The organism is Roseivivax sp. THAF197b (genome assembly GCF_009363255.1).
In the GTDB taxonomy this organism is placed as follows: Bacteria; Pseudomonadota; Alphaproteobacteria; order Rhodobacterales; family Rhodobacteraceae; genus Roseivivax.
The window spans coordinates 88,363-105,188 of the sequence record NZ_CP045319.1 but is presented as its reverse complement, the minus strand read 5'-3'; the positions used below and the strand labels follow the sequence as shown (position 1 = coordinate 105,188).

14 protein-coding genes and 1 pseudogene are annotated in these 16,826 nt (G+C 62.0%); 2 read left to right on the top strand and 13 right to left on the bottom strand.

The window, feature by feature from the left end; genetic code table 11:
• The first annotated feature begins 191 nt into the window (after window positions 1–191).
• A complete protein-coding gene (locus FIV09_RS18710) occupies window positions 192–1,151 on the top strand; it encodes a hypothetical protein (protein WP_216646978.1) in 960 nt (319 codons plus the stop codon).
• Window positions 1,152–1,531: 380 nt separating this feature from the next.
• Here the strand turns inward: FIV09_RS18710 and FIV09_RS18705 are convergent, their stop codons facing one another.
• From FIV09_RS18705 to FIV09_RS18680, 6 genes and pseudogenes are all read right to left on the bottom strand, one after another.
• Window positions 1,532–2,131 carry a hypothetical protein gene (locus tag FIV09_RS18705; RefSeq protein WP_152452941.1) on the bottom strand — a complete coding sequence of 200 codons (600 nt, stop codon included), beginning with the start codon at window positions 2,129–2,131 and terminating at the stop codon, window positions 1,532–1,534.
• Window positions 2,132–2,533: 402 nt separating this feature from the next.
• Window positions 2,534–2,641, bottom strand: a pseudogene (locus FIV09_RS18700) (xanthine dehydrogenase family protein subunit M); the annotation flags it as partial.
• A gap of 113 nt (window positions 2,642–2,754) precedes the next feature.
• Complete coding sequence (locus tag FIV09_RS18695; protein WP_152452939.1) at window positions 2,755–3,876, bottom strand: MHYT domain-containing protein; 1,122 nt, start codon at window positions 3,874–3,876, stop codon at window positions 2,755–2,757.
• 177 nt (window positions 3,877–4,053) lie between these two features.
• Window positions 4,054–4,857, bottom strand: coding sequence for an SDR family NAD(P)-dependent oxidoreductase (locus FIV09_RS18690; protein WP_152452937.1), 804 nt, complete (start codon window positions 4,855–4,857; stop codon window positions 4,054–4,056).
• Window positions 4,854–6,383, bottom strand: a complete 1,530-nt coding sequence (locus tag FIV09_RS18685; protein ID WP_152452935.1) for a class I adenylate-forming enzyme family protein — start codon at window positions 6,381–6,383, stop codon at window positions 4,854–4,856. The genes FIV09_RS18690 and FIV09_RS18685 overlap by 4 nt, the downstream gene beginning before the upstream one ends.
• On the bottom strand, window positions 6,380–7,540 hold the full coding sequence (locus FIV09_RS18680; RefSeq protein WP_152452933.1) for an acetyl-CoA acetyltransferase: 1,161 nt from the start codon (window positions 7,538–7,540) through the stop codon (window positions 6,380–6,382). The genes FIV09_RS18685 and FIV09_RS18680 overlap by 4 nt, the downstream gene beginning before the upstream one ends.
• Before the next feature lie 81 nt (window positions 7,541–7,621).
• On the opposite strand from FIV09_RS18680, the gene FIV09_RS18675 reads away from it, so the two are divergent.
• Complete coding sequence (locus FIV09_RS18675; RefSeq protein ID WP_172975797.1) at window positions 7,622–8,173, top strand: LuxR C-terminal-related transcriptional regulator; 552 nt, start codon at window positions 7,622–7,624, stop codon at window positions 8,171–8,173.
• A gap of 186 nt (window positions 8,174–8,359) precedes the next feature.
• On the opposite strand, the gene FIV09_RS18670 is transcribed toward FIV09_RS18675, so the two are convergent.
• The 7 genes from FIV09_RS18670 to FIV09_RS18640 form a co-directional block, all read right to left on the bottom strand.
• A complete protein-coding gene (locus FIV09_RS18670; RefSeq protein WP_152452931.1) occupies window positions 8,360–9,895 on the bottom strand; it encodes a hypothetical protein in 1,536 nt (511 codons plus the stop codon).
• Window positions 9,892–10,749: a hypothetical protein gene (locus FIV09_RS18665; RefSeq protein ID WP_152452929.1), complete on the bottom strand. Its 858-nt coding sequence runs from the start codon at window positions 10,747–10,749 to the stop codon at window positions 9,892–9,894. The genes FIV09_RS18670 and FIV09_RS18665 overlap by 4 nt, the downstream gene beginning before the upstream one ends.
• 347 nt (window positions 10,750–11,096) lie before the next feature.
• A complete protein-coding gene (locus FIV09_RS18660) occupies window positions 11,097–12,032 on the bottom strand; it encodes a sugar kinase (RefSeq protein WP_152452927.1) in 936 nt (311 codons plus the stop codon).
• A gap of 8 nt (window positions 12,033–12,040) precedes the next feature.
• Window positions 12,041–13,834 (bottom strand): IlvD/Edd family dehydratase, encoded by a 1,794-nt coding sequence (locus FIV09_RS18655; protein WP_152452925.1) that lies wholly within the window; start codon window positions 13,832–13,834, stop codon window positions 12,041–12,043.
• Window positions 13,835–13,851: 17 nt separating this feature from the next.
• Window positions 13,852–15,177: a TRAP transporter large permease subunit gene (locus FIV09_RS18650; RefSeq protein WP_152452923.1), complete on the bottom strand. Its 1,326-nt coding sequence runs from the start codon at window positions 15,175–15,177 to the stop codon at window positions 13,852–13,854.
• Window positions 15,177–15,734, bottom strand: coding sequence for a TRAP transporter small permease subunit (locus FIV09_RS18645; RefSeq protein WP_152452921.1), 558 nt, complete (start codon window positions 15,732–15,734; stop codon window positions 15,177–15,179). The genes FIV09_RS18650 and FIV09_RS18645 overlap by 1 nt, the downstream gene beginning before the upstream one ends.
• Before the next feature lie 67 nt (window positions 15,735–15,801).
• Window positions 15,802–16,821, bottom strand: coding sequence for a TRAP transporter substrate-binding protein (locus FIV09_RS18640; RefSeq protein ID WP_152452919.1), 1,020 nt, complete (start codon window positions 16,819–16,821; stop codon window positions 15,802–15,804).
• Window positions 16,822–16,826: the final 5 nt, after the last annotated feature.

The following is a 16,826-nucleotide window of genomic DNA, read 5'->3' as shown; positions in this document are numbered from 1 at the left end:
GCGTTCGAACTCGCACTATGCGGGACGAAGTGAGCTTTCGCTGCGGCAGCTGGAATGTCGGGTTTGCTGGAAAACCCTAAGTGCCGGGCTTGGCTACTGGAGTTTGGCCATTGTAGACTGTGGGCAATATCGGCAATTTTGAACGCAGGCAGGCGACTAGCTTCGCCCATAACACCGGTGCGGAAATCAAGATGAACTTTGCGAATGTTTTGGGACTGACTGCTATCGCAATCATCGCACTGACAACGCCACAATCGGTTCAGGCCCAACATACTTGCATCGCCAACTATAGTACCGACGGAATAGTAGTCAGATCTGCAAAGGAGGATGAGATTCTAGGCAATCTATCCGACACGTTAGCGGATATTCTGCGCACCCAAATCGAGGATGCGCTCAACGGCAGAGCATGGCGTGCGCCATTTGCGCAGTCCCGGTATGACGATATGCTTTTCACGCTAACTTTCCTTGATCGAGAGTTAGGAAAAGCCTTCACACCTCAGATGAGAGCTGCCGTTGTCGCGCAATTTATAAGCCCAGTTGACCTTCAAGAGACAATGGAGCCTATCAAGGAGATCCTGTTGAGCGATCCGCCAAGGTATGAATCTCTGATTGAACGCCATGTAGGCGCATATATGTACTGGCAACAGTTCAGTCTGTGTTCATTCAATTCACCCTACTCTTTCTACAAAGGTATCTTTGAAAGGGTCGCTCTCGAAACAAGTGACAGCCCTCTTTCTTCACAAGCCACAATTCGCGAAAGACTTGCAGCGGTCCCAAAACGCAATTTGGGTGGCCATAATCTGGTCATTCGACAGAGTTATCTTCCTGACAACACAAAGCCTCGTATTCGCTTTGCTCTTCCGCCCTGCGGAATGGATGAAGAAATACGCAATGTCGTTTTCGAATATGATTTGGACGCGGAAGTGTGGATTAGGGTCGCCCCCTTTCTACCAGTTGGGACTTGGTACCAACGTGGATTCTCAGACTGGGAAGAAATTGACATGATTAGCGACAGAGACAGGTTTCAGCCGACAAACCCAAGCCAGTATGCAGAAGCACAATCTGAACTCGTTGCTCGGTTCAAAGAATATCAAGCTATCATAGGTATGCCCTTAGAATTTCCGAAAGATATTGATCTAGATTGCCCTTGAGATTGTTCAAAGTGGACATTCATACGCTACGCAGCATCGGTCAAATTGGGCTCCTTCCGGACCTTGGCCGCGCGGCGGCGCAAACCGCTTAGTCACCCATCACGCGGCCTCGCTCCCGGCCCAGAGCTGCCATTTGGCAATGAGCGAACGCCACGGTGCAGCTTCACCAAACCGGGCATTCGTCCATCGCGCAGCATTTTTCGTGGGTGATGGTCGGCTCAGCGGGACAAACCCGCCTTCAATGCCGAACGCGTAGAGGCCCGCTTCTGAGAGAAACCGCGTGTTGTGGATCAGAAACCCAGTCTTATCAAAGCTTGGGGACCCGATGTCTTTGATTTTGGATATCCGTGTCAGACTGGATGTCAGTAACGATTTTCGTCTCAGTCATTATTGCCTCTGAGACCGAACAAAAATTTCAGCCCCCCCACGAGGGCGCAAAAGATTACATTGGCGCAGAGCACCAGAAGAGCTCCACCAACCGCCGGAAACACCGGCCAGAAAATGATTGCAGAGTTGCCGCGCCGTCCGGGCGGCTGAGCTTCTGGAACGTGGACGAACGCGATCAGGAACAGGACCGCAAAGACCGTGACCTGCGCAAGCACGGATATGATCGTCAGATGACTGACCCTCCGACAGCGGCCCGGCGCCACGACCGTTCTCCAGTAGCCAATGCCGTTCATCAACAGAAAAGCCGGAAAGATCACCAGACTAGCAGCAAGAGTTGCCGTATAGGCCCCTTGCGAGGCTTTGTCCTGCCCATCGAAAAAGGCTATTCGACCATCAGCCTGGGGAAAAACTTCTGACAAGCGTGCGGCATTGATCAGCGTTCCGTCAAGGTTTGCCCAAGCTATAATATAGCAAAGCGCGACGGCCACGCCAAATGCGACGGGCATGAACCAGGCAGAAAACCACGCGTAACCTTCGGTCTCGTCATGAGGCGCGGGCGCTGAGTTCCTTACAGCCGACTTATAGTGTTCCAAGTAGCTGCTCACTAAAACAGTCTCGAAGCGAGTTGGCAGAGTACGCCTTGATTTTCTGATGCCATGAAGGTTCCCCCGTTTGTATCTTCTGCAAAGGAAACGCTCAGTGACAAGAGCTAAGTTATCAAGCGGTTTTGGAAATTTGCGCACCAACGAACGCTGAGACAAAACCGTAACGACCGCCTATGCCTCTTAAAACGGGATACCGCGCGGCCCTCCGCTACGGCTGCAACTCCGTGGAGAAGGACCAGACGGCTTATTCTCCGTTACTCGACGTCATAGCAGACGTTCGTGCGCAGTGCAGCATCAGGTGGAATAGGCTCCTTCCAGCCGTTCGCCGCGCGCTGCCCGAACGACCGCTGTCGGCTTAGCGTAGGATTTCACACTCTCCCGCAAACGACCCGTATGACCGCCTGCCATGACGCGGGCTTCGTCGCCATGCTCCTGGAGCAGCGACAGGACGCCGTCCATGTCCTTGGGTCTGTAGTAATCGAATGCCGCAGGAATCATCGGCTTTCTCCTCCCTCAAAGCGAATGTTCTAGCTTGGGAGAAGGGTGCGTGCGACTGCCCGCCCGGGCACTCGGAAATCAATGAAACACAGGGTTATTGCACGAAATGCGCGCTATCCTGCACGAGTTGCGCCGCCCTGCGAGACCAGCGCGGCTTGTATCTCTTTGAGTTTCGACCGGCTGACAGGCGCGGGTGGCAGGTTGATCCCGTCGAACAGGCAACGGCCCTTGTCCTTGTCCCGCTCGAACCGGGCCACGCGTCCGGGATTGACGAGGTAACTTCGATGGGTCTGCAGGAAGCCCACAGGCAAGAGGCGTTTCGAGGCAACGGTGATCGGCCAGGCGCAGAACAGTCGTTCGTTTTCTGTGTAGACCTGCGTGTAGTGCCCGTCTGCGCGCACGAACAGGACGTCCTGCGAGGGGACGAATATCTTCCTGCCGTCACTCTCGCACGGGACATGCAAATCGGCCTTGGCCTGTGTCGGCGCTGGCGCCGCCGTGGAGCTTTCGACCTTGTCGCCGGGCGCAACCAGATAGGTCACGCCCACCCACAGGCAGGCGCCGAAAATCACGAAGCTGACGGCGATCACGCCAAGGGCGAGTGTCTGATTGCTCATGGACGGCCCGAATTCCGTGGCCCTCGGTCCGGCCACGAAATTGGTCTCAGAGATCGCGAGGAAATGCACCGAACACACGGCAATCGCGAAGCAGACCGTTCCGATCAGGATGTTGCGGTTCGACCGACGCCCATAAGCGATGCGGAATGCCAGCACGCACAATCCGATGGCGACCAGTGAAGAGAAGGCGACGCCCTGCGGAGTGTAAACCGCCCGACACAGCTCGAGCCCGGCCATCCCGATGTAATGCATCACCAAAACGCCCACGCCCACGATCCCGCCTGCAAGAGAAATGGTGAGCGGCGTGCGGTCGACGAAATGCAAAAGCAAGAGCGCCGCGCCAACCAGCAGGATCGCCGAGAGCGCAGAGATCAGCGTGATGGCTGCGTCGTAGTAGAACGGGATCGGCAGCTTCAATCCGAGCATGGCCACGAAGTGCATCGCCCAGATCCCGCCGCCCAAAGCGACGGCGGCCAGCGCGATGGACGCCTTTTTCTGAAAGACCGGTTTCTTCGCGAGGTCACGGGTGAGGGACAAACCGGTAAAGCCGGCAACCAGCGCAACAACGCAGGACATTGCGATCAGAAAGCTGCTGTGGGTGACGCTGAGGAACTCCATTTGGCAAAAATCATGCCCAAGGTTTCAGCGTTTTGCAAACCTCGCCGAGAGCGTCGCACCCAGGTTTGATCATCGGTCGGGCGCGTGACTGCAGCAATCGTGAGAACGCACGTACCGTTCGATGCGAAGACCACGAGTGTCGATTACGGGCCAATCTTAGTCGCGTCGACAAGCCGGCTATTGTGCCGTCCAGCCCCCGTCGACCGGGATGGTCGTGCCTGTCACATTGTGCGCGATCGAATCGCAAAGCCAAAGCGCCAGCGATCCGATCTCGGAGGGATCCGACGTTCGGTGCGAGGGCTGCTTTTCCGACAGGAGATCGGCAATCCCCTTGTCCCGGTCGCCGCCGAATTGCGCGGCGCGCGCCGCGATCTGCGGCTCGATGATCGCCGTTTCAGTCCAACCCGGGGCGATGCAGTTGACCGTCACGCCACCTGAACGTCGGCTTCCCGCGCCGGCGTATTCGAGTGCCGCAACCTTGCTCATGCCCACGAGCCCGAATTTCGAGGCCACATAAGGCGCCTTGTTCACCGACGCCACGAGGCCGTGCACCGAGGCGATGTTGATGACGCGGCCATAGCCGCGCTCGGCCATGGCGGGCAGGGCGAGCCGCATCGTGTGAAACGCCGCCGAGAGGTTCACCGCGAGGATCGCGTCCCATGTGGCGGCGTCCGCCTCGGCGAGGCTCACGGTCTTCTGGATGCCCGCATTGTTGACGAGGATGTCCGCGCCACCCCAATCCGCGACATCGGACATCATCGCGTCGATGGCGGCCACGTCGCGCATGTCGGCATCGAAGAACCGAACATCCGGCGCGCCCGCACCACGCAGGCCGTCTGCTGCCTTGTGCGCCTCATCTGCGGTTGCAAGCCCATGCAGCGCGATCCGCGCGCCCGCCTCGGCAAGAGAGGTCGCGATGGCCAGTCCAATCCCCTGAACCGATCCGGTGACGAGTGCGGTCTTTCCTTCCAATCGGTTCATGTCGGCGCGTCCTCCTTCAACATTCTGCGCAATTCGGTCTTGAGCACCTTGCCGTAATTGTTCTTTGGCAGGCTTTCCGTGAGGCGATACGCCTTCGGGCGCTTGAACCGCGCGATCCGCTCAAGGCAGAGGGCATCGAGTTCGGCCGCGGTCACGCTTTGCCCAGGCATGGCGACCACGAAGGCCACGACAACCTCCCCCCATTCCGGATCGGCCTGTCCGACCACGGCGACCTCATGGACCTGCGGATGCGACAGCAGCACCTCTTCCACCTCGCGCGGGTAGATGTTGGAGCCGCCAGAGATGATCATGTCCTTGGAGCGATCCTGCATCGTGACGTAACCATCCGCATCCATGTGCCCCATATCGCCGGTCCAGAGCCAGCCATCCCGGATCGTCTTCGCCGTGGCCTCGGGGTTCTGCCAATACCCTTTCATGACCGTGCGTCCGCGCACCACGATCTCGCCCACCGTGCCCGTCGGCACATCGCGGCCTTCGCCGTCGAAGATCGCCACCTCCACTTCGGATTGGGCGCGACCGACGGAGTTCAGCCGCTGTCGCCAGTTCGGATGGCTGCGGTCGGCCACGTCTCCGCGCGGCAGCGCCGTGATCCCCATCGGGCACTCGCCCTGCCCATAGACCTGGATGAAACGCGCGCCCATCACCTTCACCGCGTCGAGGATATCGGCCTCGTACATGGGCCCGCCCGCATAGACGATCGTGCGCAAACCGTCCCCCGCAAGGCCGCGTGAGCGCGCCTCGTCCACGAGCCGCCGCACCATCGTGGGTGCCGCGAACATCGAGACTGAGCCAAGCTTCGGCGCGAGCGTCAGGATCTCGGCGGCATCGAACCCGCCGCTTTCGGGTGCGACGTGACGCGCGCCGCGCAGAACATGCATGAAGTTGTAGATGCCCGCGCCGTGGCTCATGGGGGCGGCGTAGAGGATCGCGTCTTCGGGCAGGACGTCATCCACGTCGACGAAGTAGCTCAGCGCCATGGAAGCGATGTTGCCGCAGGTCATCATCACGCCTTTCGGCCGCCCGGTGGTGCCGGATGTGTAGAAGAGCCACGCGGTCTCATCGGCATCTCGGAGTGCGGGGCCTGCGTCGGCGCTTGTTTCGCGCATGGCCTTGAAGTCATCGGCCTGGACCGACAGGCACGAGACGCCTTCGGGCAGGATATCTGCTAAGGCCTCCGCGCTTTTGTTGTCGGCGAAGACCAGCCGCGCACCGGCGTCTTCGATGATCCAGGCGGCTTCGCAGGCATGGAGCTTGCCATTGATCGGCACCGCAACCGCGCCCAGCCACCAGATCCCGTAAAGCGCCTCGAGGTATTCGGTGCAATTGCCGCAGAAGAGCGCGACGTGATCGCCGGGCCCGATACCGCGTTGTCCAAGGGCCGCCCCGATGCTTGCGGCCCGCGCGGCGAAGGTGGCGTAATCCGCCTGGCATACCGTGCCACGGAAGAGTGCGGGTGCCTGCGGCATGCGCCGCGCCGTGCGGTCAAGCCAGATCGCGGGGTTCATGCCACGGCCTCGAGGATCGAGCAGTAATTCGCAACGCCTGAGCCGCCCATATTGAACACCGCGGCCAGTTCCGCCCCGGGCACCTGCATCGCATCTGCCGTGCCGGTGACCTGACGTGCGGCCAGAACATGCATGGAGACGCCGGTCGCGCCGACAGGATGCCCCTTGGCCTTGAGCCCACCCGAGAGGTTGATCGGCAGGCGCCCGTCTTTTGCGGTCGCCCCCTCGGCCAGAAGCGCGGCGGCCTTGCCCTTCGGGGCCAAGCCCATCGCTTCATAGATCAGCAACTCCGCGATAGTGAAACAGTCATGGACCTCCGCAAGATCGAGATCATCGACCGTGATACCTGCGGCCTCGTAGGCTTTTGTAAATGTGTGCCGCGCGGCAGTCAGCTCGGTCAGGTCGCGGCGCGACATCGGCAGGACGTCGTTCATTTGCACGGCAGCCCGAAACCCCACGGCACGTGGAAACTCCGCGATCGTGTCGTCTGCGGCCAGAACCAGCGCGGCTGCCCCGTCGCTGATCAGGGAGCAATCGGTCATGCGCAGCGGGGCCGCGATCATCGGGTTCTTCTCGGAGACGGTATTGCAGGCGGCGAACCCGATATTCTTGCGCAGATGCGCCAGTGGATTGGCGAGCGCGTTGGAATGGTTCTTGGCGGCGATCCGTGCCAACGCCTCTGACTGGTCGCCATAGGCCTGAAAATAGCTTTGCGCGAAGCGCGCGAAAATCTGCGGGAACGAGACCCCGGCTTCCTCGGCCTGGTAGGATGCGCCGGCAAGCGCTTCGGTCACGCCTTGCGTGTCCCGGCCCGTCATCTTCTCGGCCCCAAGCACGAGCGCCGTCCTGATGCGGCCCGAGGCAATCGCATCGCGCGCGGCATAGATCGCCGCCGAACCCGAAGCGCAGGCATTCTCCACACGCGTTGCCGGGATGAACCGCATCGCGGGATCGATCCCCAAGGCCAGCGAGGCCGGAAAGGCGTCGGGCACCAAGCCGTTGTTGAAATGACCGATCCAGACGGCATCCACATCGCCCGCCGCGAGCCCCGCATGATCCAGGGCCTCGCGCCCGGCGTTAATGATCAGGTCCTCGAAGCTCACGTCCCGATGCGCGCCGAATGGCGTATGCCCCCAGCCCACGATATGTGCGTTCATGCTTGCCTCCCCCCAACTCCTCTCCGAATACTACGCGCTCCAATCACCTGCCAATTCCGGAAATATACTTAGTGGCCCACCATGGATGAGTTGACCGCGCTTGCCTTCAGCCACGCGCCCATCGGGATGATCTATTCCGAGGATCGCGTCATCCGGTGCTGCAATCCGAAATTCGCCGAGATGTTCGACTACGACACTGACGCTCTGCATGGCGCGTCGTTATCGATGCTCTATCCGTCGGATGCCGAGTTCGAGAGGATCGGCGCGCTCGGTGCGCAGCAGATGGCGGGCAACGGACGATATGCCGACGAACGCATCATGCGTCGCCGCTCGGGCGCGCTCTTCTGGTGCCGGGTTCGCGGGCAGTCGCTGACCCCGGAAACCCCCTTCGCGAAAGCAGTCTGGACCTTCGCGGATCTGTCCGAGCTGCGTCCTGCTGTCGATTTGACGACGCGTGAGCGGCAAGTGGCGAAGATGATGGCCGAGGGGTCCACCGCCAAGGAAATCGCCCATGGGCTGGGGATCTCGCCGCGCACCGTCGAAGTGCACCGCGGGAACCTCATGAGAAAGATGGGGGCGCGCAACGGTCTGGAACTCGTGGCGCGTCTTGCTGGTATCCCGGTTCTGAATTGATGTGGGACCGCACGCGGCTGGCGTCGGGCCCTGAACACTCTTCCGGGTGACCTGAGCCAAATTCATCAAAGGTCTATGAACCGTTATGGGCGGAAAGAAGCGCGCAAGTCTCAGCCCCTCTGCTTTTCCAACTGAATAGGTTCGTTCACGGCCTGGGGTGACCTACCGCCTGGGATCGAAAACCATTCATGCACATGGGCCGATATCCGGCGACAATTCGATATCAAACGTTTCTCCATCCATCTCGACACTGATCGAGCTGGCAATCTGCGGTGATCGCAAGATGTAGCTTTCGCCATCAGGGCCGATTGAAGGCGTCTTCCCGTCGATAGACTGCACCCCTTGTCCCGGAGATATTGCGATGGCCAGTTCCCGGCTTTGCGTGCATCCGACCGTCAGGATCCGTCCCCCGGACACGTCCCGGAACAGAGCCTCCAGCCCTGTCGCAGTCCAGTTCGCGACGCGGCGCCAATCGCCCTGCACCGAACCGGTCTTAGGTGTGGCCGGCGTGACATCGGCGGCGTCATCCGGGGCTGGCCGCGCGTTGGGAACATTGGGAGCTGCAGAATTCGCGAGGGCTGCCAAGCGCTCAGGTCCCATGGTTCGGATTGCGTCGTCGCAAGCGCTCGCCCCGTCGGCCCAGCCGGTCATCGCGGGTGCGGCCTCATCATAGGACTTGCTGTCGGTATTCGGATTGTACCGCTCCGGCGCGCTGCGCCAGAACTGGACCAGAAAGACCGGCTGTCCCTCGGAGGATGGCGTCGCATGGACGATGCAGCTGGCCAGATGGTCATCCGGTCGTCCCCGGAACGGCGCCTCGAGCGCCATGCCGTTCTGCACAAGCGGCAGGTTCTTGTCACCTTGCGCGAATTTCGTGCCGCCAGCACCGGAAAGGGCGACGGACCAGACCGAGAAATCGATCGTGGCGACAAAGGACGCATCAAACCCGCCAGCCTGGCCCGGCCCGTAGAAGCCGCCCATGTATCCCAAGTCGCTGTAATCGTGGAAATAGTAGATCCTGCCGATCTCCTGCGCGACGCGCGGCGGCAGTCCGACCGCGTCCGCGCTTTTCGGAACGAGGGCTTCGTTGATCTCGACACCCGCAGCCACTGCCGCGCGGAACGCCTCACCAATCGGCAGGACAGCCCCGGCCCCGTCTCCGGCCCGCGCGACGATCCCCACAAGCCCGTTCTCGGGATGCGCGACCGGAGCGCCCGCCGTAAGCGCCGTGATCGCGGGATCGCGCAGGATCGCGAGCCCCGCGCTTTGTCCGGACGGGACGACGGGGGCGAGCGGCATCTCCCATCCGCCGAAATCGTTTTGCGTCATGAAGGACAGCCCGTCGCCGCTCATCAGATCGAACTGGCTGACCAGCGGCATGCGAGTCATTTGTAGGTCGGCGGCCCTGGCCATCATATCTTCGTTGCTGACCTGGGCGTCGATCAGGATCAGCATGTTGTAGCCGGGCAGGGGCCGCGTGCCGGTGACGGCGTGACACGGCCCTCGGTCCCAGATCCTGACGCAGGGGGCGTCGAGGTCGGCAACGGAGGGCACGGTCAGGTAGGTCAGGTCGCCCGCCGCACCGCCCGTGACGGTCGCTGTGGCCACGGGCGTGCCCTCCGGCGCCTCGATCATGGCCGCGAAGATGCCCAGTTCGTATTCGGCCTGCGCCGCGGCCAAAGACGGGATGACGGTGCAAAGGAGTGCGAAAAGATATCTCATTCGACCGGCTCCAGTTTCGCGCCGTTCCAAACCCAGATCACATCGCAGACCTGCGCCGCACCGCCACAGGTCGCGCCCTGCGTCGTCGTCTTGAGCGCCTTCATGCCGAAAGCGCGATCCACGAGTTCAGGATTGACCCCGAGGACCTGCTGGCGGCTTTGCGTTTCGGTGAAAGCGATCTCGATGGTGCAAAGCGCGGCACCGCAAAAGCCCGCGCCGCGGCCCTTGGATCGGTCGTCGCAGGTCACTCCGCCCCAGTCGAGCACGAAATCTGGCGTCTCGTCGCCGTCCAGCCGACCCGTCATCTCGGCCCCGTCGGCGATGGAATACCCGCCGCCGCACTGGGTCGCGATCAGTTGACCGAAATACACGATCCCGCCCGCCTCGGACGGGCCTGTCGCAGGGCTGACCCCACCTCCACATCCATCGAGGACCTCGGTGATGGCGCGTGAAGATCCGCGAAGCGACACGCCAACCTGCGTTTCGCCCGGCACAGCCACGACGGCGCGTGAGCCTGCCCGCAGCGCAGCGATCAGCGCGTCAGGCGGTGCCCCGGTCCAGAGACCTTCTTCGGGCAGATGCAAGCCGGATACCGGGAAACTCTGCCCATCGACGATGACTGAAAAGCTTTCCTGCCGGTCAGGTCCGGCTTTCGCGAGCGCCCAGCCCTGGGTCCAGAGTAACGGTTTGCCCTCGCGGCACATCAAGGCCAGCGCACCGACCCCGCGCTCAGTCACCCCAAAGGCCGATACAGTCCCATCATAAAGTTCGGAGCCGGGGCCGACGCGCCACTGGGCCAGTAATGATTGCGGGACCACCGAGAGAAATAGGATCAAAGCAAGGAAACGAGACATAAAATATCTCCGGGAAAACCAATACGTCATCCTCGGCGATAGAATTCACCGGTCAAGAAATTTCTGGGCGCCTGTTGCTCGGGCCGTCCTCATGATCGACAAGGTGCCGCCCAGCTTTGTTGAAGGTCGGTCGACGGCGCTTTGAGGCCGCAATAAGCCTCAGACGAAGTTTCCCGGAGGCCTATTCAGGTCCTGTTTCTTTGAAGAAACAGCTCGGCAGACGATGATAACCGACGCTTCGAAGTCATCAATTTTACCGTTTCATGGGGTTTCGTAGCGATGGCACGCGCTGCCGTTTGCCGTGTGCCTCACGCGATGAAAGCCGCAGAATGCGGAAGTGTAAGCCGTCAGGTTGCACCTGCCGGTCGGCGTGGCTCTGCTCTTTTCATTGCATCCCGGACAGCTTGCGAATTCGGTATCGGCCCAACGGCTCCGTAGCCCAAGGTCGACAAGGCCGCGGCCTGTGTGGCGTATCTTGCCGCGTCCAACGGCGTATCGCCCGCGACGAGGCGCGCGATAAACGCACCATCGAAACAATCGCCGGCACCGGTGGCATCGACCGCATCGACTGTCGGGCTTGAGACATGGTGCATCTCGCCATCTGCGCCAAGTAAAACGCCGTCCCGGCCCATGGTCAGCGCGACGATGGCCGGGCCCATGTCTTGGATGCTCCGCAGAATGTCCTCGGGATCGTCCATTTCCAGAAGCACGCGGGCATCGTCCAGCCCCGGCAAGGCGATGTCGCAGGATGCCAATGCGCGCAATATCGTCGGTCGCGCGACCTCTATCGGCCAAAGGGCGAGGCGGAGATTGGGGTCGTAGGACACGCGAGCACCACTTTGGCGCGCCAGATCCATCGCCGCATCCGCCGTCGCCCGCGCGCTTTCGGAAATTGCCTGGGTAATGCCCGACAGATGAAGGATGCGCGTTCCGGACAAGTCGGGCGGCAGATCCTCGGGTGTCATACGCGACGCGGCCGAGCCCTTGCGGCGATAGGCGAATTCGTGGCCAGCCTCGCCATGGGTCACGAAGTAGAGCCCCGTGGGCGCGTCCTCGTCGCGCGCCACATGGGTGGTATCCACACCTTCCGCCCGCAACATCTCCTCCAGAGAGATGCCGAAGCGATCAGCGCCGACCCGGGTCAGCAGGCCCGCCGATGCGCCCTGTCGCGCCGCGGCGACGGCAACATTGGACACATCGCCGCCGAAGCCCTGTCGCCAGTCCGCGCCGCCCAGGTGATTGAACTCGAGAAGCGGTTCCCCGAGGCAGAGAATATCCGGCATCAGCGGCCTCAGTGGTTGTTGCGCAGCGCGTGCTTCGCTGCGATGTCGATATGTTTCGTTGCCCCCTCGAGGGTGGCACCACGTTCGAAGGACTGGACCTTTTCGCGGAAGATATCCTGCCACGGCGATTGGCTTTCGGGGCTTGGATAGCCGCCCTGTGCGTCCAGCTCGGCACGGCGCCGGTCGATTTCTTCGGCGGGCACGAGCATGTCGACCCGCCGGGTGTTGAGGTCCACCCGCACGCGGTCGCCGGTCCTGAGAAGTGCGAGCCCTCCACCAGCGGCCGCCTCAGGGGCTGCGTTCAGGATCGATGCGGAGCCTGACGTGCCGGATTGCCGTCCGTCGCCGATGCAGGGCAGGGCGCGGATGCCCTGCTTGATGAGGTAGGATGGCGGCCGCATGTTCACCACCTCGGCGCCGCCGGGATAGCCCAAAGGACCGGCCCCGCGCATGACAAGGACCGTGTCCGCCTTTAGATCGCCTGCGGGGTCGTCAATGCGGGCGTGGAAGTCCTCTGGGCCGTCATACACCGCCGCGGTACATTCAAAGGCCATCGGATCGTCGGGGTTCTCAAGGTAGCGTTTCCGGAATTCCTCGCTGATGGCGGAGGTCTTCATGATCGCGCTGTCGAAAAGGTTGCCGCCCAGGTTCAGGAAGCCTGCATTTTTCAGCATCGGGGCCTCGACCGTGCGAATGACGTCCGCGTCCTCGATCTGTGCGTCGCCGTAGATCTCGGCCAATGTGCGGCCCGTGGCGGTCATGGCATCGGGGTGGGGAAGAAGCCCGGCGCGCAGAAGTGTCCCGATCACGGCAGGCACGCCCCCGGCGCGGTGGAAATCCTCTCCGAGGTAGGTCCCCACTGGTTGCAGGTTGACCAGAAGCGGGATCTCGTAGCCCAACCGTTCCCAATCGTCGTTGCCGAGCGGCAGGCCCAGATGCGCCGCGATTGCGTTCAGGTGGATTGGCGCGTTGGTAGAGCCGCCAAGGGCGGAACACACCACCACGGCGTTTTCGAAGGACTCGCGTGTCATGATCGCAGAAGGGCGCAGGTCCTCATGCACCATCTCGACGATCCGCTGACCGGTGTGCCAGGAGATCTGGCCGCGTTCACGGTAGGGGGCCGGGATAGCCGCAGCACCGGGAAGCTGCATTCCCAGTGCCTCGGCGAGCGAGTTCATCGTGGTCGCCGTGCCCATGGTGTTGCAGTAGCCCACCGACGGCGCGGAAGAGGCGGCGATCTCCAGGAATTCCTCTGCATCGATCTCACCAGCTGCGAGTTGCTGGCGCGCCTGCCAGATCACCGACCCGGAGCCGGCGCGCTTGCCCTTGTGCCAGCCGTTCAGCATCGGCCCGACGGAGAGCGCCAGCGCCGGGATGCCCACAGTCGCCGCCGCCATGAGAAGGGCGGGCGTGGTCTTGTCGCAGCCCACCATCAGCACGACGCCGTCGATCGGATAGCCGTAGAGTGCCTCGACCAGCCCGAGATAGGTCAGGTTGCGGTCGAGCATCGCGGTGGGCCGTTTGCCGGTTTCCTGGATCGGATGGCATGGCACCTCGAGCGGCACGCCGCCTGCGGAAATGATGCCGTCGCGCACGCGCTTGGCCAGTTCGATGTGATGCCGATTGCAGGGCGCAAGATCGCTGCCGGTCTGTGCGATGGCGATGATCGGCTTGCCCGAGCGCAGCTCGTCGAGGGTGAGCCCGTAATTGAGATACCGCTCGATATAGAGCGCGGTCATCTCGGGGTCGTCCAGGTTGTCGAACCACTGACGGGATCTGAGGTCGGTTTTCTTGCGGGTCATGTCATTTCCCTCTGCACTCAACGGCCGGTAATGCCGGGGAATGTGATAAGTAGCGCCACGGCGAGGATCTGCATCGCGATAAAGGGAAGCAGGGACTGGAAGATCTCTCCCAGCGAGATGTCCGGCGGCGCGACCGATTTCAGGTAGAACGCGGCGGGGCCGAAGGGCGGCGACAGGAAGCTGACCTGCATGTTCATGGCGAAGACCACGCCGAACCAGACCGGATCAAGCCCGAGGTCCCGGATGATGGGCACGAAGATCGGCATGGTCAGCAGCGCGATCCCCACCCAGTCCAGAAACATGCCGAGGATGAAGAGGATCAGCATCATGAACAGGACGATGACCGTGGGGTTGTCGGACACGCTGTTGATGAGCGACGACACGAACGTGATCCCGCCCATGAGGTTGAACACGCCCACCAGGGCCGAGGCGCCGATGCCGATCCAGACGATCATGCCGACCGTGGCCAGCGTCCGTTTTGCCGCCCCGACCAACAACTCAACGGTGAATTCCCCGCGAATGACCGTGGACAGCATCACACCGATCACACCGATGGCCGAGGCTTCGGTCACCGACGCGATGCCGCCATAGATGGAGCCCAGAACGAATATCACCACGATGATCGGCAGGATCAAACCCTTGAGCAGACGCAGCTTTTCACGCGTGGTGGTTTCGTCGGGTTCGGGTATCGGGGCCAGCGCCGGGTTCAGATAGGCGCGGATCAGGACATAGGCGATGTAGAAGGAGGCGAGCATCAGGCCCGGCAGGAAGGAGGCGGTAAAGAGCTCTCCGATCGAGACCGAGGCCGTGAGGCCGTAGATGATCAGCACGATCGACGGCGGCACCATCGTGCCGAGCGCACCACCGGCGCAGCACACACCGATGGCAAGCTTGCGGTCATAGCCCAGACGCAGCATCTGCGGCAGCGCCAGAAGGCCCAGCAGGACCACCTCTCCGCCGATGATGCCGGACATGGCCGCAAGGACGACCGCAACGAGAAGCGTCTGGATGGCAACCCCGCCGCGCAGCCTCCCGCCGACGACACGCATGGCATCGAACAGATCCTTCGCGATGCCGGACCGGTCGAGGATGGCCGCCATCAGCACGAACATCGGCACCGAGACGAAGACGAAGGAGTTCACGAAGCTGAAAATGCGGCTGGTGATGAGCGGCACCGCCATCGGACCGAACCACCCCAGCGCGAAGATGAGCGCGACGAGGAGCGTCACGAAGGCAAGCGGCATACCCGTCAGCAAGAGGCCGAATAGTGCCGCGAACATCCAGAACGTGGCCCATTCGATGCCCATGGCCTTGAAGTCGGGGAGAAGTGTCAAAAGATCCATCAGTCGACCTTCCGTCGCCAGTAGTTCCAGGCCAGCACGAGGAATTGCACCGCCAAGGCAATAAGGATGAGAAACAGGAACAGCTTGAGCAGGCCGGGTGTCGGCGGGTTCCATGCGCTCCCGGTGGTCTCGAGGCGGAAATCACCGGTCGGGGTCCACACGGCGCGCTTGACGCTTGTCCAGGCCGCGATCGCGAAAAAGGCGGAAGAGCCTGCACAGGCCAGCGAGATCACCACGTCGAAGCGGCGGCGGATCCGCGGCGGCAGCACGTCATAAATCAGGACGACCCGGATATGGGCATTGCGTGCCGCAACGTAGAGACCACCGAACACGAAAGAGATCGCCGTCAGGAAGATCACCGTCTCATGGGCCCAGATGGTCGGCGCGTTGAAAGCATAGCGCAGGATGACCTCGAGCCCGAGGATCCCGGCGGAGCTCAGGATTGCCACTGCGAATACCAGGCCAATCCGGTCGATGACGCGTCCCATGGCCCCGGATTCCGGCGCAGGACCGCCAAGCCCGGTCCCGGGCGGCTCGGGTGCGGTGTCGTCTTGCATGTCGAATATGCCTTCTGAAAGCTCAGGACCCCCCGGGCGCAGATTGCCCGGGGGGAAGTGTCATCGATCAGTCCATCAGGCCTTCGTTGCGCAGATAGGTCGTCAGGGTTTCGTAGACCTTCTTCGAGTTCTCCGAGGCGTCAGCCGCTTTTTCCCACTCGGTCTGCGCGATGGAGCGGAAGCGCGCGCGCTCCTCTTCCGACCAGTTGTGCACGGTGATCTCGGGGTTCGCCTTGGCCTCCTCGACCGCGGCTTCATCGCGCTCGGCCAGCGTTTCCACCTGCATCTGCGCCCAGTCCCGAACCGATGCCTCAAGCGCGTCCTGGATTTCAGCGGGCATCGAATCCCAGGTGCCCTTGTTGATCGACACCTCGACCAGCGGCATGGAGTGGAAGCCCGGGTAGACCGGGTGCGTCGCCACGTCGTGCATGCCCTGCTGATGGTTGGTGGAGAAGACGGTGTAATCCGCCGCGTCGATCACGCCCTTGTCGAGCGAGGTGAAGACCTCGGAGCCCGGCAGGTTGACGGGCGCTGCGCCTGCGGCGGCGAACACGTTCTGCACCATGCCCTCGGGCGCGCGCATCTTCAGGCCTTCAAGGTCGTCGACGCCCTCAAGCGGCACCTTCGACAGGAAGGATTCGAGACCGGGCGTCGTGGCGCCGATGAAATGCAGGCCGTAGGGCTCCAGCATTTCGTTCATCAATTCCTTGCCGCCGCCGTTTTCCATGAAGTCGAACATCTGCTGCGGCGAAGACCATGCGCCGACCGGGTTGGCGATCAGGCCGAAGGCCGGGTCACGTCCCGCGAAATAGGACGTGTCGGTGAAATGACCGTCGATGATGCCCGCGGCCACGGCGTCCTGCGTTTCGGAATGCGCAACGATGGTTTCGACCGGCAGAAGCTCGACCTCGACCGCGCCGTCGGTGCGCTCCGCGACGTCCTTGGCCCATTCCTGCTGAAGGATGAAGTTGGCGTTGCCCGCGGGATCGGAGCTCTGGAAGCGCAAGCTGTAATCCTGCGCCGCAGCGGCTGTGGTGAGCGCTCCGGCCAGAACCGTTGTCGTTGCAAGTGTTGTGATCAGTCGCATTGATT

Coding starts and splice junctions, on each gene's coding strand:
- FIV09_RS18650 (WP_152452923.1), bottom strand. CDS start 15,177: ATGGATCTTTTGACACTTCTCCCCGACTTCAAGGCCATGGGCATCGAA.
- FIV09_RS18670 (WP_152452931.1), bottom strand. CDS start 9,895: ATGAGATATCTTTTCGCACTCCTTTGCACCGTCATCCCGTCTTTGGCC.
- FIV09_RS18710 (WP_216646978.1), top strand. CDS start 192: ATGAACTTTGCGAATGTTTTGGGACTGACTGCTATCGCAATCATCGCA.
- FIV09_RS18690 (WP_152452937.1), bottom strand. CDS start 4,857: ATGAACCGATTGGAAGGAAAGACCGCACTCGTCACCGGATCGGTTCAG.
- FIV09_RS18655 (WP_152452925.1), bottom strand. CDS start 13,834: ATGACCCGCAAGAAAACCGACCTCAGATCCCGTCAGTGGTTCGACAAC.
- FIV09_RS18660 (WP_152452927.1), bottom strand. CDS start 12,032: ATGCCGGATATTCTCTGCCTCGGGGAACCGCTTCTCGAGTTCAATCAC.
- FIV09_RS18665 (WP_152452929.1), bottom strand. CDS start 10,749: ATGTCTCGTTTCCTTGCTTTGATCCTATTTCTCTCGGTGGTCCCGCAA.
- FIV09_RS18645 (WP_152452921.1), bottom strand. CDS start 15,734: ATGCAAGACGACACCGCACCCGAGCCGCCCGGGACCGGGCTTGGCGGT.
- FIV09_RS18640 (WP_152452919.1), bottom strand. CDS start 16,821: ATGCGACTGATCACAACACTTGCAACGACAACGGTTCTGGCCGGAGCG.
- FIV09_RS18695 (WP_152452939.1), bottom strand. CDS start 3,876: ATGGAGTTCCTCAGCGTCACCCACAGCAGCTTTCTGATCGCAATGTCC.
- FIV09_RS18685 (WP_152452935.1), bottom strand. CDS start 6,383: ATGAACCCCGCGATCTGGCTTGACCGCACGGCGCGGCGCATGCCGCAG.
- FIV09_RS18680 (WP_152452933.1), bottom strand. CDS start 7,540: ATGAACGCACATATCGTGGGCTGGGGGCATACGCCATTCGGCGCGCAT.
- FIV09_RS18675 (WP_172975797.1), top strand. CDS start 7,622: ATGGATGAGTTGACCGCGCTTGCCTTCAGCCACGCGCCCATCGGGATG.